The organism is Neorhizobium sp. 05N33 (assembly GCF_056397445.1).
Genome location: NZ_JBFTNK010000022.1, coordinates 1 through 17,036, shown reverse-complemented (window position 1 = coordinate 17,036; position 17,036 = coordinate 1). Strand labels below are relative to the sequence as shown.

Below are 17,036 nucleotides of genomic sequence, written 5' to 3'. Positions count from 1 at the left end.
ATGGCGAGCTTTCCTACCCTGCCCCGCCGCTATCACAAGGCAAGCGTCTGGGCACTTTACGTCATCGGTCTCGTTCCGGCTGCCTGGTACTTTTACCTCGGGTTGACCGGTGGCCTCGGCTTCAATCCGACCAAGGAGTTCGAACATCAGCTCGGCATCTGGGCACTGCGGTTCATCATCGCGACGCTTGCGATCACGCCGCTGCGCGATCTCGCCGGCATCAACTGGATCCGTTATCGCCGAGCGCTCGGGCTGATCGCTTTCTATTACGTGCTCCTGCATTTTTCGGTCTACGTGTCGCTCGACCTGCGCTTCGATCTAGGCGCAGTCGGCGGCGATATCGCCAAACGGCCCTATATCACCATCGGCTTTGCCTGCCTGCTGATGCTGATCCCGCTTGCGGTCACCTCCAACAACTGGTCGATCCGCAAGCTCGCCCAGGGCTGGAACAAGCTGCACAAGCTGATCTACCTGATCGCCGCCGGCGGGGCGCTCCACTATGCGCTGGCGGTCAAATCCGTGACATTGGTGCCGTTCATCCATATCGGGTTGATTGCCCTGCTGCTGGCCTATCGATCCTTCAGACGGCCGGTCCTGAATTGGAAAAGGACCAATAACAAACCGGTAAAACCCGTGGCCTCGCAGAGGGCAAGGCAGAACAGCTGACGCGAAGGGCGGATCGAGCGCCTCGGCATTTTAACGGATGCCCCCTCAACGCAAGGAGCCGGATCCATCGATCCGGCTCCTGTCATGTTCAAGGTCTTTGAGGCCCGTTCAGAAATGCTTGCGGAACAGCAGCCTGTCGAGCGACAGGTATCCTCCTCCAAAGGCGGCGTAAAGGAAGGCGCCGCCTGTCCAGAACAGCGAAGCCAGTTCTGCCTTGCTCTGAACCTGTTCCAGGAAGATGTGACCGCCATCCTTCAGCCGCGCCAATGCCTGCGGCGTGAACAACAGCTGGCCGCCGGCCTTCAGCGCCTCAATGCCGGCCGGGGTCAGGAAAGCGTCGCCATAGGGATGGGTGACGTGGAACCAGAGGGTCATGGCCAGCATCACGCCGTTGGCGAGCGCAATGGGGCGGGTGAACAGGCCGGCTGCGATGAACATGCCGCCGAAGAATTGCAGGGCGGCCAGGAAGGGCGACCAGAACCAGCCCGGATACATGCCGATATTTTCGACGAAGCCTACCTGCGCCAGCGGCGCAATGATCTTCGGCCACCCCTCGATCACCAGCATACCGCCGACCGCCAGCCGGAATATGCTCCAGGCCATGGGCTGCGCCAGCTTCTCATAGACAGGGGCCAAAGCGGGAATGACGAGTTCGTCTTTCGCATTTTCAAAAACTACATGCTCAACCATTTTCGTACCTCACGATCTTGTCTCAATGCCGAGACCCTATCGCTTTGGCCGGGTGAGCTCTTGACGCAGGTCAAGCCGTTCGATCGATCGGTAAGGTCGCCACCATAGTTGGCCGGAAACGCGAAAAAGCCGGGCGTCTCCACCCGGCTTTTTCAATTCCGACGATGCGGAAAATTATGCGGCTTCGGCAGCGTCTGCTTCAGCAGCAACACGAGCCTTGTCGGCTGCGCCCTTGGCGTCGACATCGCGTTCAACGAACTCGATGACGGCCATGGCGGCGTTGTCGCCCTGGCGGAAGCCGGCCTTCATGATACGCAGGTAACCGCCGTTGCGGGTTGCGTAACGCGAAGCGATGGCGTCGAACAGCTTCTTGACAGCGTCCTGGTCCTGGATCTGCGAGATCGCCTGACGACGAGCGTGCAGGTCGCCGCGCTTGCCGAGGGTGACAAGCTTTTCAACGATCGGACGGATTTCCTTCGCCTTCGGAAGGGTCGTGACGATCTGCTCGTGAGTGATGAGCGAAGCCGCCATGTTGGCGAACATCGCCTTGCGGTGGCTGGCGGTACGGTTGAGCTTGCGGCCGGCTACTCCGTGGCGCATGGCTATTCTCCTTTAATGCAGGTACCCATCTATTTTCGGGCCTGCCGTTTCCTGGCACATACGGGCACTCATCTCTTTCGATCAGAGGCCCGCTGTTTGACGGGGAAAGGCAGTCAAAACCTGCCTTTGTTGATTTCAGTACTGGTCTTCGTAACGCTTGGCGAGATCTTCGATGTTTTCCGGCGGCCAGGCGGGAACTTCCATACCCAGATGGAGGCCCATGGATGCCAGAACTTCCTTGATCTCGTTCAGCGACTTGCGACCAAAATTCGGAGTGCGCAGCATTTCCGCCTCGGTCTTCTGGATGAGGTCGCCGATATAAACGATGTTGTCGTTCTTCAGGCAGTTGGCCGAACGGACCGAAAGTTCCAGTTCGTCCACCTTCTTGAGAAGCGCCGGGTTGAACGCGAGTTCGGTAACCGATTCTTCTTCGACGTCCTTCTGCGGTTCGTCGAAGTTGACGAAGACCGAGAGCTGGTCCTGAAGGATGCGAGCAGCGAAGGCAACGGCGTCTTCACCCGTGACCGAGCCATCGGTGTCGATGGTCATGGTCAGCTTGTCGTAGTCGAGAACCTGACCTTCGCGGGTGTTTTCCACCTTGTAGGACACTTTCTTGACCGGCGAATAGAGGCTGTCGACCGGGATCAAGCCGATCGGAGCATCTTCGGCACGGTTGCGATCGGCAGGAACGTAGCCCTTGCCGTTGTTGACCGTGAATTCCATGCGAATCTCGGCGCCCTCGTCGAGGGTGCAGATGACATGGTGCGGGTTGAGGATCTCGATATCGCCAACCGTCTGGATGTCGCCGGCGGTTACCGAGCCCGGGCCCTGCTTGCGCACGACCATGCGCTTTGCGTCGTCGCCATCCATCTTGATGGCGATTTCCTTGATGTTGAGCACGATGTCCGTCACGTCTTCCCGGACGCCCGGGATCGAGGAGAACTCATGCAATACGCCGTCGATCTGCACGGCGGTCACAGCCGCACCGCGCAGAGACGACAGAAGCACGCGACGAAGCGCATTGCCGAGCGTCAGGCCGAAGCCGCGCTCGAGAGGTTCGGCAACCAGGGTTACCTTGGTACGGCCGGAGGAGGAGAATTCCACCTTGTTCGGCTTGATCAGTTCCTGCCAGTTCTTCTGGATCATCACTAAATACCTTCCGTTCGTTGCCACCATCCAATCGTGGCAACCGAGCATGAGGAGCACCGATCGAAACGATGTCCATCGGCGATATGGGTAAAGCCGCCGAACCTCCAGGGAGGGTCAGGCGGCTATTCCCGAGTTCAGACAGAGGCCACCCGCCGGTAGCCCCTTCGCTTTCCGACGATCAGACGCGGCGCTTCTTGCGCGGGCGGCAGCCGTTGTGCGGGATCGGGGTCACGTCGCGGATCGAGGTGATCATGAAGCCGGCAGCCTGCAGAGCGCGCAGAGCCGATTCACGGCCGGAACCCGGGCCGCAGACTTCGACTTCCAGCGACTTCATGCCATGTTCCTGAGCCTTCTTGGCGCAGTCTTCGGCAGCGATCTGGGCTGCGAACGGGGTCGACTTGCGCGAACCCTTGAAGCCCTTTGCACCAGCGGACGACCAGGCAATTGCATTGCCCTGCGCGTCGGTGATGGTGATCATCGTGTTGTTGAAGGTGGAATTGACGTGGGCAACGCCCGACGTGATATTTTTACGCTCGCGTCTACGGACGCGGGTGGCTTCCTTGGCCATTTTATCCCTTTCGTTGATCTCTGCACCGCCGTAATTCCAGCGGCTCCACCTCAAGTGAGCAGTCGTTAGTCGTTAATGAGCGGGACTAATCACCGCTCACCAATCACTGCTCACTTGAAAATTACTTCTTCTTACCAGCGATCGCCTTTGCCGGACCCTTGCGGGTGCGGGCATTGGTGTGCGTGCGCTGACCGCGGACCGGAAGGCCACGGCGATGACGCAGGCCGCGATAGCAGCCGAGGTCCATCAGACGCTTGATGTTCATCGCGGTTTCGCGACGAAGGTCACCTTCGACCTGATAGTCGCGGTCGATGGTTTCGCGAATCTGAAGGATTTCCGAGTCCGTCAACTGATGGACGCGCTTTTCAGCCGGAAGACCGACCTTCTCCATGATTTCCGATGCGAATTTCGGGCCGATCCCGTGAATGTAGGTCAGCGCGATGACAACGCGCTTCGCAGTCGGGATGTTGACGCCAGCGATACGTGCCACGCCTATTCTCCTTGTTCCAGTTGCCATCCGGCAAGTGGTACTTCTTCCATGAAAGCAGCCAGATCTATGGCCGCCAGTTCAAACACCATACGGAACAGGTCAAAACGACCGGTCTCGGATGTCCTTGCGGGAAATCCGCGCCGATCGCTAAAGCTGTCGCGAGTTGGCGCGGTGTTTAACGGAATCAGTGCTGAAATGCAACCGCTCCGCCCAAGATTCTTTAACAGATCGATGACGGCTCAAAGAGCCGCCAGGATATTTTCGATATCGGACGTGACTTTGTCCATGTCCGCCATGCCATCGACAGCCTTAAGCTTGCCCTTGGCATGGTAATAACCGATCAGCGGCGAGGTTTCCTTGTAGTAGACCTCGAGGCGCTTGGTCATGGTCTCGGCATTGTCGTCCGGACGGCGCTTGAAATGCGTCGAACCGCATTTGTCGCAGACACCTTCCTGGGACGGCTTCTTGTCCGTGTCGTGGTAGACCGTGCCACACTGGGCGCAGGAATAACGGCCGGAGACGCGACGCACGAGTTCCTTGTCGTCGACACGCAGTTCGATGACGACCGAAAGATCAAGACCCTTGGCCTTCAGCATCGCCTCGGTCGCGTCCGCCTGCACGAGCGTGCGCGGGAAGCCATCCAGGATGAAGCCATTGGCGCAGTCGGGCTGGTCTATACGCTCGGAGACAATCGCATTGACGATTTCGTCGGAGACAAGGTTGCCGGCGTCCATGACGGCCTTGGCGCGCTTGCCGACTTCCGTCTCCGCGGCCACCGCCGCACGCAGCATATCGCCCGTGGAGAGCTGCGGGATACCGTGCTTCTCCACGATCCGCTGGGCCTGGGTCCCCTTCCCCGCACCCGGCGGCCCTAAAAGAATCAATCTCATCGTCCCCTCTTTCCTCCGCGCAGTTTCGACTTCTTGATCAGACCCTCATACTGCTGCGCAATGAGGTGCCCCTGAATCTGTGCTACCGTATCGAGGGTTACACTGACAACAATCAAAAGCGAAGTCCCACCAAGGGCTAATGGCACGCCGGTGCGGGCCACCAGGAATTCCGGCAGGATGCAGACGAAGACAAGGTAGACCGCGCCGATGACCGTGATTCGGGTCAGCACGTAATCGATGTATTCGGCGGTGCGCTCGCCAGGACGGATACCCGGAATGAAGCCGCCATGCTTTTTCAGATTATCGGCGGTATCCTTCGGATTGAAGACGATCGCCGTGTAGAAGAAGGCAAAGAAGGCGATCAGCAGGCCGTAGAACAGCATGAACAGCGGCTGGCCGTGGCCGAGCGCCGAGATGATCATCGTCGCCCAGCCCGGCAGACCGGAATTGCCGGCAAAGCCGGCGGCAGTCGCCGGCAGAAGCAGCAGCGAGGAGGCGAAGATCGCCGGGATGACGCCCGAAGTGTTGAGCTTCAGCGGCAGGTGCGACGTATCGCCTTGGAACATGCGGTTGCCGACCTGGCGCTTCGGATACTGGATCAAAAGGCGGCGCTGGGCGCGTTCGACGAAGACGATCAGCGCGATAACGCCGATGGCGACGACCAGCACAGTGAGAATCAGTGCGGTCGGCAGAGCGCCGGTGCGACCGAGTTCCAGCGTGCCGGCAAGCGCCGTCGGCAGGCCGGCGGCAATGCCGGAGAAAATGATCAGCGAAATGCCGTTGCCGATGCCGCGCGACGTAATCTGCTCACCGAGCCACATCAGAAACATGGTGCCGCCCAGCAGCGTGACGACCGTCGAAAGCTTGAAGAACCAGCCCGGATCGACCACCAGGCCCTGGCCACTTTCGAGGCCGGCCGCGATGCCATAGGCCTGCAGCGTGCCGAGCAGCACCGTTCCGTAGCGGGTATACTGGTTGATGATCTTGCGGCCGGCTTCGCCTTCCTTCTTGAGGTTTTCAAGCGAAGGGACGACCGAGGTCATCAGCTGCACGATGATCGATGCGGAAATATAGGGCATGATCCCGAGCGCGAAGATCGCCATGCGCTCCACTGCACCGCCCGAAAACATGTTGAAAAGTCCGAGGATGCCGCCAGCCTGGCCGCGGAAGGCCTGCGCATAGGCTTCGGGGTTCAAGCCCGGAAGCGGGATATGGGTGCCGAGGCGATACACGAGAAGTGCCGCAAGGGTGAACCAAAGCCGCTTCTTGAGATCCTCCGCCTTGGCGAAGGTCGCAAAATTCAGATTGGAGGCAAGTTGTTCCGCTGCAGAAGCCATGCAATTCTCCGCCCGACCAATTCTCCGGCGGCGGGGGAAATGCCAGGTCCGGAAAGCAGTCTAAAAATTCAGGTTCACAAAAACCGGGCGCGCGAGATTGCCAATGCAATCGGATGCCTCACCCTGTTTTCCGTATGATCCCGGTCAGGCGACCAACAGGATCGCTTCGGGATCGTGAGGCTCACATATGGAGATAAAATCGCCCGGTGTGAAGCACAAACCGGGCGATTTCTAAACGATTTATTCGGCTGCTGCTTCGGCTACGACGAGCAGCTTGATCGAAGCGCCGGCCTTCTCGATCTTTTCGACGGCAGCCTTGGAGGCGCCGGCAACTTCGATCGAAACCTTGGTCGTCAGCTCGCCGTCGGCGAGGAGGCGAACGCCGTCCTTGGGGCGACGGATGACGCCGGCAGCCTTGAGGGCGGCGGCATCGATCGTTGCCTTCGGGTCGAGCTTCTTGGCATCAATCGCGGTCTGGATACGGCCGAGCGAAACGACGGCGTAGTCAGTCTTGAAGATGTTGGTGAAGCCGCGCTTCGGCAGGCGACGATAGATCGGCATCTGGCCGCCTTCGAAGCCCTTGATGGCGACGCCGGAACGGGCCTTCTGACCCTTCACGCCGCGACCACCGGTCTTGCCCTTGCCCGAGCCGATACCGCGACCTACGCGGATACGGTCCTTGGAAGAGCCTTCGTTGTCCTTGATCTCATTCAGTTTCATGGTCAATTCCTCCGTCTCACTTCTCGTCGACGACGCGAACGAGATGCTGGACAGCCCGGATCATGCCACGAACGGAAGGAGTATCTTCCAGCGTACGGGTCCGGTGCATCTTGTTGAGGCCGAGACCGATCAGCGTCTGACGCTGGACGGCCGGGCGGCGGATGGGGCTACCGGTCTGCTCGACCGTAACCGTCTTCTTGGCTTCTGCCTGAGTGGCTTTCTTGGCCATTATCGCTCTCCTTATTCTTCCTGCGCATTGCCGGAAGCGGCGCGGCGAGTCTGCAGCGTTGCATACTTGATGCCGCGCTGAGCTGCTACGTCCTTCGGATGCACCTGATGCTTCAGGGCGTCGAACGTTGCGCGAACCATGTTGTACGGGTTCGACGAACCGGTCGACTTGGCGACGACGTCATGGACGCCGAGCGTTTCGAATACGGCGCGCATCGGGCCGCCGGCGATGATGCCGGTACCAGCCTTGGCCGAGCGCAGCAGAACCTTGCCGGCGCCGTGGCGGCCGTTGACATCGTGATGCAGCGTACGGCCATCACGCAGGGGAACGAAGATCAGATCGCGCTTTGCGCTTTCGGTCGCCTTGCGGATGGCTTCCGGCACTTCGCGTGCCTTGCCATGGCCGAAGCCGACGCGGCCCTTCTGGTCGCCGACGACGACGAGGGCTGCAAAACCAAAACGACGGCCGCCCTTGACGACCTTGGCGACGCGGTTGATCGCGACCAGCTTGTCGACGAACTCGCTATCGCGCTCTTCGCGGCTCTGGCGATCTTCGCGCTGGCCTCTTCTTTCTTGTGCCATTGTTCTTTTCCTTTTTCTTTTCCGGGTGCAATGGGCAATTTCCGGGAGCCAACCATCCCCTGCCCACGAAGGACTAGGATGGAACGACTTATGAGTGCGGCGAACCGCATTTCGCCCGCCTCCCCTATTTCAGGGATGCGGGCGAAAATTCTTAGAAGCTCAGGCCGCCTTCGCGGGCAGCTTCGGCCAGGGCCTTGATACGGCCGTGATAGATGAAGGCGCCGCGATCAAACACGACTTCCGTCACGCCGGCCTTGGTGGCGCGTTCTGCAACCAGCCTGCCGACAGCGGCAGCAGCCGCAACGTCAGCACCGGTCTTCAGCGACGTGCGCAGACCGGCATCGAGGGTGGAGGCGGCAGCAAGCGTGCGGCCGGCCACGTCATCGATGACCTGGACATAGATGTTCTTGGACGAACGGTGAACCGACAGACGCGGACGGCCATTTGCGACCTTCTTGATCTGGCGGCGAACACGGCTCGCACGCTTGGTGAGTGCTTCTTTTCTGGTAGCCATGATCCGTCGTCCTTACTTCTTCTTGCCTTCCTTGCGGACGATCCGTTCCTCAGCGTACTTGACGCCTTTGCCCTTGTAGGGCTCTGGACCGCGGTATTCGCGGATTTCCGCGGCAACCTGACCGACCTGCTGTTTATTGATGCCGGTGACGACGATTTCCGTCGGCTTCGGCACGGCAATGGTGATGCCTTCCGGGGTCTGGTAGACCACGTCGTGGGAAAAACCGAGTGCCAGCTGCAGGTTCTTGCCCTGCAGCGATGCGCGGTAACCGACGCCGTTGATTTCAAGCTTGCGCTCGAAACCGTCCTTCACACCCTTGAAGATGTTTTCGATCATCGTGCGGGACATGCCCCACTTCGAACGAGCATCCTTGCTGTCGTTGACCGGGGTCACCGAGACAGCATTGTTTTCGAGTTCCAGCTTGATTTCGTCGTTTGCGACGAAGAAAAGCTCACCCTTCGGGCCCTTGGCAGTCACTTTCTGGCCATCAACAGTGGCCGTGATCCCTGCAGGAACCTGAACGGGCTTTTTACCGATACGAGACATGTTTCAATCCTGTCTGTTCGCTATGGAGTTCCCCTACCCTGCCTTAGAAGACAGAGCAGAGAACCTCGCCACCAACGTTCTGTTCGCGAGCCTGGTGATCGGCCATCACGCCCTTCGGAGTCGAAAGGATGGTGATGCCGAGGCCGTTCGCGACCTGCGGAATGGACTTTACCGAGACATAGACCCGGCGGCCCGGCTTGGACACGCGGCCGATCTCACGGATCACCGACGCGCCTTCGTAGTACTTGAGTTCGATTTCGATCTCGGCCTTGCCGTTACCGAAGTCGATTTCCGAATAACCGCGGATATAGCCTTCAGCCTGCAGGACGTCGAGAACGCGTGCACGCAGCTTGGAAGCAGGCGTGGAAACGGTCGACTTGCGGCGGGCTGCGCCGTTGCGGATACGGGTGAGCATATCGCCCAAGGGATCAGTCATGGTCATCTAACGATCTCCTTACCAGCTCGACTTGACGATGCCCGGCACCTTGCCGAGATTGCCGAGCTCACGAAGCGCGATACGCGACATCCTGAGCTTGCGATAGAAAGCGCGCGGGCGACCGGTGACTTCGCAACGGTTGCGGATACGCGTCTTCGAGCCATCGCGCGGCAGAGAAGCGAGCTTCAAAGTTGCCTTGAACCGTTCTTCGATCGAAAGTTCCTGGTTCATGATGGTTGCCTTCAGGGTCGCACGCTTGGCGGCCTGGTTGGCAACTGTCTTGCGGCGGCGCTTGTTCTTTTCAACTGCGCTGGTTTTCGCCATATGGGAGTTCCTTCTAAACGCTCGTCGTTACGGTTACTGGCGGAACGGGAAGTTGAACTCTTTCAAGAGAGCCCGTGCTTCGTCGTCCTTGGTAGCCGTCGTGCAAACGATGATGTCCATGCCCCACATCTGATCAACCTTGTCGTAGTTGATCTCTGGGAACACAATGTGTTCCTTGATGCCCATGGCGAAGTTGCCACGGCCGTCAAAGCTTTTCGGGTTCAGGCCGCGAAAGTCGCGAACGCGCGGGAGCGCGATGTTGATCAGACGGTCCAGGAATTCGTACATGCGGGCGCCGCGAAGCGTGACCTTGGCACCGATCGGCATGAATTCGCGAACCTTGAAGCCCGCGATGGAATTCCGTGCCTTGGTGATCACCGGCTTCTGGCCAGCGATGGCAGCCAGGTCGGCAGCAGCCACGGAAGGCTTCTTCGAGTCAGCCGTCGCTTCGCCAACACCCATGTTGATGACGATCTTGTCCAGCTTGGGGATCATCATGTCGTTTGCGAAGGAGAACTGCTCCTTCAGCGCGGCGCGGATGCGGGAATTGTATTCCGCCTTGAGCCGCGGCTCATACTTTGCCTCAGCCATCGATCACATCTCCCGTACGCTTGGCTACACGCACCTTCTTGCCGTCGACGACGGAGAAGCCAACGCGGGTCGGCTTGCCGTCTTTCGCGGCGATCGCGATGTTCGACAGGTGAATGGACGCTTCCTTGTTGATGATGCCAGCTTCCTGCGTCTGAGACTGACGCTGGTGGCGCTTCACCATGTTGATGCCACGCACGACGGCGCGGTCTTCCTTCGGCATAACCTGAAGGACTTCGCCGGTACGGCCCTTGTCCTTGCCGGCGAGTACGACGACGCTGTCGCCCTTCTTGATCTTGTTCATCGCATGAGCTCCTTACAGTACTTCCGGAGCCAGCGAGATGATCTTCATGTGGTTCTTGGCGCGAAGTTCGCGCGGAACCGGTCCGAAGATACGGGTGCCGATCGGCTCTTTCTTGTTGTCGATGAGGACCGCTGCGTTGTTGTCGAAGCGGATGACGCTGCCGTCCGGACGACGGATGTCCTTGGCGGTACGCACAACAACCGCCTTCATCACGTCACCCTTCTTGACGCGGCCGCGCGGGATGGCTTCCTTGATCGAAACGACAATGATGTCGCCGATGGAAGCGTACTTGCGCTTGGAGCCGCCCAGCACCTTGATGCACATGACACGACGTGCGCCGGAATTATCCGCCACGTCGAGGTTTGTTTGCATCTGAATCATGTCAGGTCGCCTTTTTCTAATGACCGAAACGACCGGGCGTCAAAGACGCCCCGTTTCGGCTTATGGACAGAATCTCATTGTGCGCGGGTGGGTCTTGCCAAGGTGGTTTCCTTAAAAGGACCTTCCCTGCGCTCAAAGCAAAAGAACGCTCGTTTCCGAGCGTCCTGCGCCAGTGGGGTGCTTCTTACAGGATTCTACGCCGGGCGCAAGGCCCAGACGCAGGTCCGAAGCAAATTAAGCCTGGGCGGAAACGACCGTCCAGGTCTTGTCCTTGGAGATCGGTGCGCATTCCTCGATGGAAACGACATCACCTACCTTGTACTGGTTGTTCTCGTCATGCGCCTTGTACTTCTTGGAACGGCGGACCGTCTTCTGAAGCAGCGGATGCGCGAAGCGGCGCTCGACCCGGACAACAACGGTCTTCTCGTTCTTGTCGGAAACTACGACGCCCTGCAGAATGCGTTTCGGCATATTATTTTTCCTTAGGCCTTGGCTTCTGCCGCCTTCTGGCGGGCAATGGTTTTCACGCGGGCGATGTCCTTGCGAACTTCGGTGATGCGCGAGGACTTCTCGAGCTGGCCGGTGGCCTTCTGGAAGCGCAGGTTGAACTGCTCCTTCTTCAGGTCGGCGAGCTTGTCCTTGAGCTGGTCGGCCGTGAGGCCGCGAACGTCTTCGGCTTTCATGTGCCTTGCTCCTTACTCTGCGATGCGCTGTACGAAGCGCGTCTTGACCGAGAGCTTGGCAGCACCGAGACGAAGCGCCTCGCGGGCGAGCTCCTCGGAAACACCGTCGATCTCGAACATCATGCGGCCGGGCTTGACCTTGCAGGCCCAGTATTCGACGCCGCCCTTACCCTTACCCATGCGGACTTCGGTCGGCTTTGCGGTGACCGGAACGTCCGGGAACACGCGGATCCAGACACGGCCGGCGCGTTTCATCGCGCGGGTGATCGCGCGGCGGGCCGCTTCGATCTCGCGGGCGTTGACGCGGTTGGGTTCCTGGGACTTCAGACCAAATTCACCGAAGGCCAGGTCGAAGCCGCCCTTGGCCACACCCTTGATGCGACCCTTGAACTGCTTGCGGTACTTGGTACGCTTTGGCTGCAACATTTTCTTACTTCTCCGAGCTTATCTTTCGCCAGCGTTGATCAAGCGTTTTCGCGGCGGCGATCACCACGGTCACCACGATCGCCGCGTTCGCGGCTTGCGGGACCCTGTGCATCGCCTTCCATGGCGCGACGTTCAGAAGCCATCGGATCGTGCTCAAGGATTTCGCCCTTGAAGATCCAGACCTTGATGCCGCAGATACCGAATGCGGTTTCGGCTTCAGCCGTACCGTAGTCGATGTCTGCACGCAGCGTATGAAGCGGAACGCGACCTTCGCGGTACCATTCGGTACGGGCGATTTCAGCACCGCCGAGACGGCCGGCGCAGGTGATCTTGATGCCTTCTGCGCCGAGACGCATAGCCGACTGAACGGCACGCTTCATCGCACGGCGGAAGGCCACGCGACGCTCGAGCTGCTGGGCGATCGACTGGGCGACGAGCGTCGAGTCGATTTCCGGCTTGCGCACTTCAACGATGTTGAGATGCGTTTCCGAATTGGTCATCGTCGCGATCTTCTTGCGAAGCTTCTCGATGTCAGCGCCCTTCTTGCCGATGATCAGGCCCGGGCGAGCCGAGTGGATCGTGACGCGGCACTTCTTGTGCGGACGCTCGATGACCACCTTGGCGATACCGGCCTGCTTCAGTTCCGACATCAGGTAGGCGCGGATCTTCAGGTCCTCATGGAGGAGCTGACCGTATTCCGCGTTGTCGGCGAACCAACGGCTGTCCCAGGTGCGGTTAATGCCGAGGCGGAAACCGATCGGATTAATTTTCTGGCCCATTATGCAGCCTCCCCTTTTTCCTCGACTTCGCGAACGACGATCGTCAGATGCGAGAAAGGCTTCTCGATCCGCGATGCACGGCCGCGGCCGCGAGCGTGGAAGCGCTTCATCACGATCGACTTGCCTACATAGGCTTCCGATACGATCAACGCGTCGACGTCGAGGTCATGGTTGTTTTCGGCATTGGCGATTGCAGACTCGAGGGTCTTCCTCACCGTGCCGGCGATGCGCTTGCGCGAGAATTCGAGTTCTGCAAGCGCGCGTTCTACCTTCTTGCCACGGATCATGGCGGCAACGAGGTTCAGCTTCTGGGGGCTGACGCGGAGCGTACGCGCAACTGCCTGCGCCTCGTTATCCTTCAGCCGGCGTTCGGTCTTAGCCTTCGCCATGATTACTTCCTCTTCGCCTTCTTGTCCGCGCCGTGACCGTAATAGGTACGGGTGGGAGCGAATTCACCGAACTTGTGTCCGACCATGTCTTCGTTGACGCTGACCGGAATGTGCTTGCTGCCGTTGTAGACGCCGAACGTCAAGCCAACGAACTGCGGCAGGATGGTGGACCTACGGGTCCACATCTTGATTACTTCACTCCGTCCGCCTTCGCGCACCTTCTCAGCCTTCTTGAGAAGATAGCCGTCAACAAACGGACCTTTCCATACTGAACGAGCCATTAGTGACTTCCTCTCTTACTTCTTGCGCTGGTGGCGCGAACGCATGATGAACTTGTCCGTGGACTTGTTCGAACGTGTGCGCTTGCCCTTGGTCGGCTTGCCCCAGGGGCTGACCGGATGACGGCCGCCCGAGGTGCGGCCTTCACCACCGCCGTGCGGATGGTCGACCGGGTTCATGACGACGCCGCGGTTATGCGGACGCTTGCCGCGCCAGACGGTACGACCGGCCTTGCCGTCGTTGATGTTGCCGTGATCCGGGTTGGATACAGCACCGATCGAAGCCAGGCAGGAGCCCGGTACGAGGCGCTGTTCGCCGGAGTTCAGGCGCAGGATCGCCATACCGGCATCGCGGCCGACGAGCTGAACGTAGGTGCCGGCGGAACGAGCCATCTGGCCACCCTTGCCCGGCTTCATCTCGACGTTGTGAACGATCGAGCCGACCGGGATGTACTGCAGCGGCATAGTGTTGCCGGGCTTTACGTCGACGGCCTTTTCGGACGCGATCACCTTGTCGCCAGCAGCAAGACGCTGCGGAGCCAGGATGTAGGCCTGCTCACCGTCGGTATAGGTGACGAGAGCGATGAAGGCCGTACGGTTCGGGTCGTATTCCAGACGCTCGACCGTGCCTTCGACGTCGAACTTGCGACGCTTGAAGTCGACCAGGCGATAGGTACGCTTGTGACCGCCGCCGATGAAGCGGGCGGTTATGCGGCCGTAGTTGTTGCGACCGCCGCTCTTGGAGAGACCCTCGGTGAGCTTCTTGACGGGCTTACCCTTCCAGAGGCCGGACCGGTCGACGATGACCAGCTGACGCTGGCTCGGGGTCGTCGGGTTGTAGCTTTTCAATGCCATTATCTTATACCTCAGAGACCGGTGGAGACGTCGATCGTCTGACCTTCGGCCAGGGTGACGACAGCCTTCTTGACGTCCTTCTGCTTGCCGATGAAGCCGCGGAACCGCTTCACCTTGCCCTTACGGACAAGCGTGTTGACGGCCGTGACCTTCACACCGAAAAGCGCCTCTACGGCAGCCTTGATTTCCGGCTTGGAAGCAGTCTTGGCAACGTTGAAGACGACCTGGTTCTGTTCGGATACCAGCGTCGACTTTTCGGTGATCGAGGGAGATACGATCACATCATAGTGGCGGATGTCGGTCACTTGAAACGCTCCTCTAGAGCTTCCACCGCGGCCTTGGAAAGCACCAGCTTGCCGCGACGCAGGATGTCGTAAACATTGATGCCCTGAACCGGCAGAACATCGACGTTCGGGATGTTCTGGGCTGCGAGCTTGAAATTGCTGTCGAGCTCAACGCCGCCGATGAACAACACGTTGGTGAGGCCGAGCGAAGCGAACGAACCGGCAAGCGCCTTGGTCTTTGCTTCGGCGGCAACCAGGTTGTCGACGATGATGATGTCTTCAGCCTTCATCTTTGCAGAGAGGGCGTGACGGAGAGCCAGCGCGCGAACCTTCTTCGGAAGGTCATGCTCGTGGCTGCGAACGACCGGGCCGTGAGCCTTGCCGCCGCCGCGGAACTGCGGAGCGCGAGCCGAATGGTGACGAGCGCGGCCCGTACCCTTCTGCTTGTACATCTTGGCACCGGTGCGGGATACTTCAGCACGACCCTTGGTCTTGTGCGTGCCCTGCTGCTTCTTGGCGAGCTGCCAACGAACCATACGGGCCAGAATGTCTTCGCGGGGATCGAGGCCGAAAATCTCGTCCGACAGGGCTACCTTGCCGGCGTCTTTTCCCTCGAGGGTCTTGACGTTAAATTCCATGTGCTTGGCTCCCTTACTTCGCGGCCGACTTGACGGCATCGCGAACGACGATCCAAGCGCCCTTGGAGCCGGGAACGGCACCCTTGACGAGGATCAGGCCACGGTTCTCGTCGGTGGAAACGACTTCGAGGTTCTGGGTGGTGATACGCGTCTGGCCCATGTGACCAGCCATGCGCTTGCCCTTCCAGACCTTGCCCGGATCCTGGTTGTTACCAGTCGAACCATGCGAACGGTGCGAAACGGACACACCGTGCGTGGCGCGGAGACCACCGAAGTTATGGCGCTTCATGGCGCCGGCGAAACCCTTACCGATCGAGGTACCGGTGACGTCCACCAGCTGACCCGCCGTGAAGTGACCCGCCGTCAGCTCGGTGCCGACGTCGATCAGATTGTCTTCGGAAACGCGAAACTCGACGAGCTTCGCCTTCGGCTCGACTTCGGCAACGGCGAAATGGCCGCGCAGCGCCTTGGTGGTGTTCTTCACCTTGGCAGTGCCGGCACCCAGCTGAACGGCAGTGTAGCCATTCTTGTCTACGGTGCGCTGAGCCACGACCTGGCAGTTTTCCAACCGCAATACGGTTACAGGGACATGCTCGCCTGCGTCGTTGTAGACGCGCGTCATTCCCACCTTCTGTGCAATTACACCTGAACGCATCGGTTCAATCCTTCTCACTCAGCCCGAGACAGAAGTCTCAGAGCTTGATCTCAACATCGACACCAGCGGCGAGGTCGAGCTTCATCAGCGCGTCCACCGTCTGCGGTGTCGGGTCAACGATATCGAGAAGGCGCTTATGCGTGCGCATCTCGAACTGCTCGCGGCTCTTCTTGTCGATGTGGGGGGACCGGTTAACCGTAAACTTCTCGATGCGGGTCGGAAGCGGAACGGGGCCCCGGACGCTTGCGCCGGTGCGCTTCGCCGTCGACACGATCTCGCGCGTCGACGCGTCGAGAATGCGGTGATCGAACGCCTTCAGGCGAATGCGGATATTTTGGCCGTTCATTCGACGTTATCCTTGTTGTCTTGTTTATCCACGTGCCAACCCAATAGGGCACGGGTTGTTCTCTTACCTTAAGGCGGACCACCGGTTTCAAAGATCGAAGGGGACACCGAAATACGGCGTCCCTTTCCAGTCTTCGGGCCTTCGGCCCACCTTGTCTGTTCATTACCTGCCTCGAACCCGAAGCAGAGGGCAAATCACGCTCGCGCGCCATTTGCTACATTTTTGTGTCATACGCAAGCGGCCAAGGCCGCCTGCGTTAAAACTTACTCGACGATCGAAGCGACGATGCCGGCGCCGACGGTACGGCCGCCTTCGCGGATGGCGAAGCGCAGCTTTTCTTCCATCGCGATCGGGTTGATCAGCGTCACCTTAACGGTCACGTTGTCGCCAGGCATGACCATTTCCGTGCCTTCCGGAAGTTCGACGATGCCCGTCACGTCCGTCGTGCGGAAATAGAACTGCGGACGGTAGTTGGTGAAGAACGGTGTATGACGACCGCCTTCTTCCTTCGTCAGGATGTAGGCTTCTGCCATGAACACCGTGTGCGGCTTGACCGAACCCGGCTTGCACAGGATCTGGCCACGCTCGACGCCGTCACGCTGGACGCCACGGATCAGCGCGCCGATGTTGTCGCCGGCCTGGCCCTGGTCGAGCAGCTTGCGGAACATTTCAACGCCGGTCACCGTCGTC

At 59.6% G+C, this 17,036-nt stretch carries 30 protein-coding genes; 1 reads left to right on the top strand and 29 read right to left on the bottom strand.

Annotated elements, in window-relative coordinates; genetic code table 11:
* A complete protein-coding gene (gene msrQ / locus AC1DLT_RS28950) occupies positions 1-666 on the top strand; it encodes a protein-methionine-sulfoxide reductase heme-binding subunit MsrQ (protein ID WP_038542187.1) in 666 nt (221 codons plus the stop codon).
* A gap of 108 nt (positions 667-774) precedes the next feature.
* Here msrQ and AC1DLT_RS28945 read toward each other — a convergent pair whose 3' ends face one another.
* The 29 genes from AC1DLT_RS28945 to AC1DLT_RS28805 all read right to left on the bottom strand — a co-directional run.
* Positions 775-1,356 (bottom strand): DoxX family protein, encoded by a 582-nt coding sequence (locus AC1DLT_RS28945; protein WP_038542183.1) that lies wholly within the window; start codon positions 1,354-1,356, stop codon positions 775-777.
* 174 nt (positions 1,357-1,530) lie between these two features.
* On the bottom strand, positions 1,531-1,956 hold the full coding sequence (gene rplQ / locus AC1DLT_RS28940; RefSeq protein ID WP_007766870.1) for a 50S ribosomal protein L17: 426 nt from the start codon (positions 1,954-1,956) through the stop codon (positions 1,531-1,533).
* A 135-nt stretch (positions 1,957-2,091) separates the two neighbouring features.
* Complete coding sequence (locus AC1DLT_RS28935) at positions 2,092-3,102, bottom strand: DNA-directed RNA polymerase subunit alpha (RefSeq protein WP_038542179.1); 1,011 nt, start codon at positions 3,100-3,102, stop codon at positions 2,092-2,094.
* 181 nt (positions 3,103-3,283) lie between these two features.
* Positions 3,284-3,673 (bottom strand): 30S ribosomal protein S11, encoded by a 390-nt coding sequence (rpsK, locus tag AC1DLT_RS28930; RefSeq protein ID WP_007766864.1) that lies wholly within the window; start codon positions 3,671-3,673, stop codon positions 3,284-3,286.
* Positions 3,674-3,794: 121 nt separating this feature from the next.
* On the bottom strand, positions 3,795-4,163 hold the full coding sequence (gene rpsM, locus AC1DLT_RS28925) for a 30S ribosomal protein S13 (RefSeq protein ID WP_037084707.1): 369 nt from the start codon (positions 4,161-4,163) through the stop codon (positions 3,795-3,797).
* Positions 4,164-4,402: 239 nt separating this feature from the next.
* Positions 4,403-5,053, bottom strand: a complete 651-nt coding sequence (locus AC1DLT_RS28920; protein ID WP_038542174.1) for an adenylate kinase — start codon at positions 5,051-5,053, stop codon at positions 4,403-4,405.
* A complete protein-coding gene (gene secY / locus AC1DLT_RS28915) occupies positions 5,050-6,390 on the bottom strand; it encodes a preprotein translocase subunit SecY (protein ID WP_038542171.1) in 1,341 nt (446 codons plus the stop codon). Before secY ends, AC1DLT_RS28920 begins: the two co-directional genes overlap by 4 nt.
* Positions 6,391-6,630: 240 nt before the next feature.
* Complete coding sequence (gene rplO / locus AC1DLT_RS28910; protein WP_038542167.1) at positions 6,631-7,110, bottom strand: 50S ribosomal protein L15; 480 nt, start codon at positions 7,108-7,110, stop codon at positions 6,631-6,633.
* Between the two features lie 16 nt (positions 7,111-7,126).
* A complete protein-coding gene (gene rpmD, locus AC1DLT_RS28905) occupies positions 7,127-7,339 on the bottom strand; it encodes a 50S ribosomal protein L30 (protein ID WP_037084714.1) in 213 nt (70 codons plus the stop codon).
* 11 nt (positions 7,340-7,350) lie between these two features.
* The gene (gene rpsE, locus AC1DLT_RS28900; protein WP_038542164.1) at positions 7,351-7,920 is read right to left on the bottom strand and encodes a 30S ribosomal protein S5; all 570 of its coding nucleotides are present in this window, start codon (positions 7,918-7,920) and stop codon (positions 7,351-7,353) included.
* A gap of 151 nt (positions 7,921-8,071) precedes the next feature.
* Positions 8,072-8,434, bottom strand: a complete 363-nt coding sequence (gene rplR / locus AC1DLT_RS28895) for a 50S ribosomal protein L18 (RefSeq protein WP_477489016.1) — start codon at positions 8,432-8,434, stop codon at positions 8,072-8,074.
* Positions 8,435-8,446: 12 nt separating this feature from the next.
* Positions 8,447-8,980 (bottom strand): 50S ribosomal protein L6, encoded by a 534-nt coding sequence (gene rplF, locus AC1DLT_RS28890; RefSeq protein ID WP_247034003.1) that lies wholly within the window; start codon positions 8,978-8,980, stop codon positions 8,447-8,449.
* A gap of 43 nt (positions 8,981-9,023) precedes the next feature.
* Positions 9,024-9,422 (bottom strand): 30S ribosomal protein S8, encoded by a 399-nt coding sequence (gene rpsH / locus AC1DLT_RS28885; RefSeq protein ID WP_038542158.1) that lies wholly within the window; start codon positions 9,420-9,422, stop codon positions 9,024-9,026.
* A gap of 12 nt (positions 9,423-9,434) precedes the next feature.
* Positions 9,435-9,740, bottom strand: a complete 306-nt coding sequence (gene rpsN, locus AC1DLT_RS28880) for a 30S ribosomal protein S14 (RefSeq protein ID WP_007770129.1) — start codon at positions 9,738-9,740, stop codon at positions 9,435-9,437.
* A gap of 33 nt (positions 9,741-9,773) precedes the next feature.
* A complete protein-coding gene (gene rplE / locus AC1DLT_RS28875; RefSeq protein WP_038542155.1) occupies positions 9,774-10,331 on the bottom strand; it encodes a 50S ribosomal protein L5 in 558 nt (185 codons plus the stop codon).
* Positions 10,324-10,632, bottom strand: a complete 309-nt coding sequence (gene rplX, locus AC1DLT_RS28870) for a 50S ribosomal protein L24 (protein WP_038542152.1) — start codon at positions 10,630-10,632, stop codon at positions 10,324-10,326. The genes rplE and rplX overlap by 8 nt, the downstream gene beginning before the upstream one ends.
* Positions 10,633-10,644: 12 nt before the next feature.
* The gene (gene rplN, locus AC1DLT_RS28865; protein WP_007770138.1) at positions 10,645-11,013 is read right to left on the bottom strand and encodes a 50S ribosomal protein L14; all 369 of its coding nucleotides are present in this window, start codon (positions 11,011-11,013) and stop codon (positions 10,645-10,647) included.
* A gap of 234 nt (positions 11,014-11,247) precedes the next feature.
* Entirely contained in the window at positions 11,248-11,484 is a 237-nt protein-coding gene (gene rpsQ, locus AC1DLT_RS28860; RefSeq protein ID WP_037084728.1) for a 30S ribosomal protein S17, read from the bottom strand.
* 11 nt (positions 11,485-11,495) lie between these two features.
* Positions 11,496-11,696, bottom strand: coding sequence for a 50S ribosomal protein L29 (gene rpmC / locus AC1DLT_RS28855; RefSeq protein WP_007770142.1), 201 nt, complete (start codon positions 11,694-11,696; stop codon positions 11,496-11,498).
* A gap of 12 nt (positions 11,697-11,708) precedes the next feature.
* The gene (gene rplP / locus AC1DLT_RS28850; protein WP_007770145.1) at positions 11,709-12,122 is read right to left on the bottom strand and encodes a 50S ribosomal protein L16; all 414 of its coding nucleotides are present in this window, start codon (positions 12,120-12,122) and stop codon (positions 11,709-11,711) included.
* A gap of 38 nt (positions 12,123-12,160) precedes the next feature.
* Entirely contained in the window at positions 12,161-12,901 is a 741-nt protein-coding gene (rpsC, locus tag AC1DLT_RS28845; RefSeq protein WP_007770147.1) for a 30S ribosomal protein S3, read from the bottom strand.
* Positions 12,901-13,290 carry a 50S ribosomal protein L22 gene (rplV, locus tag AC1DLT_RS28840; RefSeq protein WP_247034005.1) on the bottom strand — a complete coding sequence of 130 codons (390 nt, stop codon included), beginning with the start codon at positions 13,288-13,290 and terminating at the stop codon, positions 12,901-12,903. The genes rpsC and rplV overlap by 1 nt, the downstream gene beginning before the upstream one ends.
* A gap of 2 nt (positions 13,291-13,292) precedes the next feature.
* Positions 13,293-13,571, bottom strand: coding sequence for a 30S ribosomal protein S19 (rpsS, locus tag AC1DLT_RS28835; RefSeq protein ID WP_007770151.1), 279 nt, complete (start codon positions 13,569-13,571; stop codon positions 13,293-13,295).
* Between the two features lie 15 nt (positions 13,572-13,586).
* On the bottom strand, positions 13,587-14,423 hold the full coding sequence (rplB, locus tag AC1DLT_RS28830) for a 50S ribosomal protein L2 (RefSeq protein ID WP_046636975.1): 837 nt from the start codon (positions 14,421-14,423) through the stop codon (positions 13,587-13,589).
* 11 nt (positions 14,424-14,434) lie between these two features.
* Positions 14,435-14,728 carry a 50S ribosomal protein L23 gene (locus AC1DLT_RS28825; RefSeq protein WP_007761057.1) on the bottom strand — a complete coding sequence of 98 codons (294 nt, stop codon included), beginning with the start codon at positions 14,726-14,728 and terminating at the stop codon, positions 14,435-14,437.
* Positions 14,725-15,345, bottom strand: coding sequence for a 50S ribosomal protein L4 (gene rplD, locus AC1DLT_RS28820; protein WP_037084733.1), 621 nt, complete (start codon positions 15,343-15,345; stop codon positions 14,725-14,727). The genes AC1DLT_RS28825 and rplD overlap by 4 nt, the downstream gene beginning before the upstream one ends.
* Before the next feature lie 13 nt (positions 15,346-15,358).
* Entirely contained in the window at positions 15,359-16,000 is a 642-nt protein-coding gene (rplC, locus tag AC1DLT_RS28815; protein WP_037084734.1) for a 50S ribosomal protein L3, read from the bottom strand.
* A gap of 37 nt (positions 16,001-16,037) precedes the next feature.
* A complete protein-coding gene (gene rpsJ, locus AC1DLT_RS28810) occupies positions 16,038-16,346 on the bottom strand; it encodes a 30S ribosomal protein S10 (RefSeq protein ID WP_003547547.1) in 309 nt (102 codons plus the stop codon).
* 263 nt (positions 16,347-16,609) lie between these two features.
* On the bottom strand, positions 16,610-17,036 hold a 427-nt coding region (locus AC1DLT_RS28805), incomplete at its 5' end, for an EF-Tu C-terminal domain-related protein (protein WP_477489015.1).

What these genes read in the sequence shown, in the direction of transcription:
- msrQ (WP_038542187.1), top strand. Translation starts at nt 1, where the DNA reads ATGGCGAGCTTTCCTACCCTGCCCCGCCGCTATCACAAGGCAAGCGTC.
- AC1DLT_RS28945 (WP_038542183.1), bottom strand. Translation starts at nt 1,356, where the DNA reads ATGGTTGAGCATGTAGTTTTTGAAAATGCGAAAGACGAACTCGTCATT.
- rplQ (WP_007766870.1), bottom strand. Translation starts at nt 1,956, where the DNA reads ATGCGCCACGGAGTAGCCGGCCGCAAGCTCAACCGTACCGCCAGCCAC.
- AC1DLT_RS28935 (WP_038542179.1), bottom strand. Translation starts at nt 3,102, where the DNA reads ATGATCCAGAAGAACTGGCAGGAACTGATCAAGCCGAACAAGGTGGAA.
- rpsK (WP_007766864.1), bottom strand. Translation starts at nt 3,673, where the DNA reads ATGGCCAAGGAAGCCACCCGCGTCCGTAGACGCGAGCGTAAAAATATC.
- AC1DLT_RS28920 (WP_038542174.1), bottom strand. Translation starts at nt 5,053, where the DNA reads ATGAGATTGATTCTTTTAGGGCCGCCGGGTGCGGGGAAGGGGACCCAG.
- secY (WP_038542171.1), bottom strand. Translation starts at nt 6,390, where the DNA reads ATGGCTTCTGCAGCGGAACAACTTGCCTCCAATCTGAATTTTGCGACC.
- rplO (WP_038542167.1), bottom strand. Translation starts at nt 7,110, where the DNA reads ATGAAACTGAATGAGATCAAGGACAACGAAGGCTCTTCCAAGGACCGT.
- rpmD (WP_037084714.1), bottom strand. Translation starts at nt 7,339, where the DNA reads ATGGCCAAGAAAGCCACTCAGGCAGAAGCCAAGAAGACGGTTACGGTC.
- rpsE (WP_038542164.1), bottom strand. Translation starts at nt 7,920, where the DNA reads ATGGCACAAGAAAGAAGAGGCCAGCGCGAAGATCGCCAGAGCCGCGAA.
- rplR (WP_477489016.1), bottom strand. Translation starts at nt 8,434, where the DNA reads ATGGCTACCAGAAAAGAAGCACTCACCAAGCGTGCGAGCCGTGTTCGC.
- rplF (WP_247034003.1), bottom strand. Translation starts at nt 8,980, where the DNA reads ATGTCTCGTATCGGTAAAAAGCCCGTTCAGGTTCCTGCAGGGATCACG.
- rpsH (WP_038542158.1), bottom strand. Translation starts at nt 9,422, where the DNA reads ATGACCATGACTGATCCCTTGGGCGATATGCTCACCCGTATCCGCAAC.
- rpsN (WP_007770129.1), bottom strand. Translation starts at nt 9,740, where the DNA reads ATGGCGAAAACCAGCGCAGTTGAAAAGAACAAGCGCCGCCGCAAGACA.
- rplE (WP_038542155.1), bottom strand. Translation starts at nt 10,331, where the DNA reads ATGGCTGAGGCAAAGTATGAGCCGCGGCTCAAGGCGGAATACAATTCC.
- rplX (WP_038542152.1), bottom strand. Translation starts at nt 10,632, where the DNA reads ATGAACAAGATCAAGAAGGGCGACAGCGTCGTCGTACTCGCCGGCAAG.
- rplN (WP_007770138.1), bottom strand. Translation starts at nt 11,013, where the DNA reads ATGATTCAGATGCAAACAAACCTCGACGTGGCGGATAATTCCGGCGCA.
- rpsQ (WP_037084728.1), bottom strand. Translation starts at nt 11,484, where the DNA reads ATGCCGAAACGCATTCTGCAGGGCGTCGTAGTTTCCGACAAGAACGAG.
- rpmC (WP_007770142.1), bottom strand. Translation starts at nt 11,696, where the DNA reads ATGAAAGCCGAAGACGTTCGCGGCCTCACGGCCGACCAGCTCAAGGAC.
- rplP (WP_007770145.1), bottom strand. Translation starts at nt 12,122, where the DNA reads ATGTTGCAGCCAAAGCGTACCAAGTACCGCAAGCAGTTCAAGGGTCGC.
- rpsC (WP_007770147.1), bottom strand. Translation starts at nt 12,901, where the DNA reads ATGGGCCAGAAAATTAATCCGATCGGTTTCCGCCTCGGCATTAACCGC.
- rplV (WP_247034005.1), bottom strand. Translation starts at nt 13,290, where the DNA reads ATGGCGAAGGCTAAGACCGAACGCCGGCTGAAGGATAACGAGGCGCAG.
- rpsS (WP_007770151.1), bottom strand. Translation starts at nt 13,571, where the DNA reads ATGGCTCGTTCAGTATGGAAAGGTCCGTTTGTTGACGGCTATCTTCTC.
- rplB (WP_046636975.1), bottom strand. Translation starts at nt 14,423, where the DNA reads ATGGCATTGAAAAGCTACAACCCGACGACCCCGAGCCAGCGTCAGCTG.
- rplD (WP_037084733.1), bottom strand. Translation starts at nt 15,345, where the DNA reads ATGGAATTTAACGTCAAGACCCTCGAGGGAAAAGACGCCGGCAAGGTA.
- rplC (WP_037084734.1), bottom strand. Translation starts at nt 16,000, where the DNA reads ATGCGTTCAGGTGTAATTGCACAGAAGGTGGGAATGACGCGCGTCTAC.
- rpsJ (WP_003547547.1), bottom strand. Translation starts at nt 16,346, where the DNA reads ATGAACGGCCAAAATATCCGCATTCGCCTGAAGGCGTTCGATCACCGC.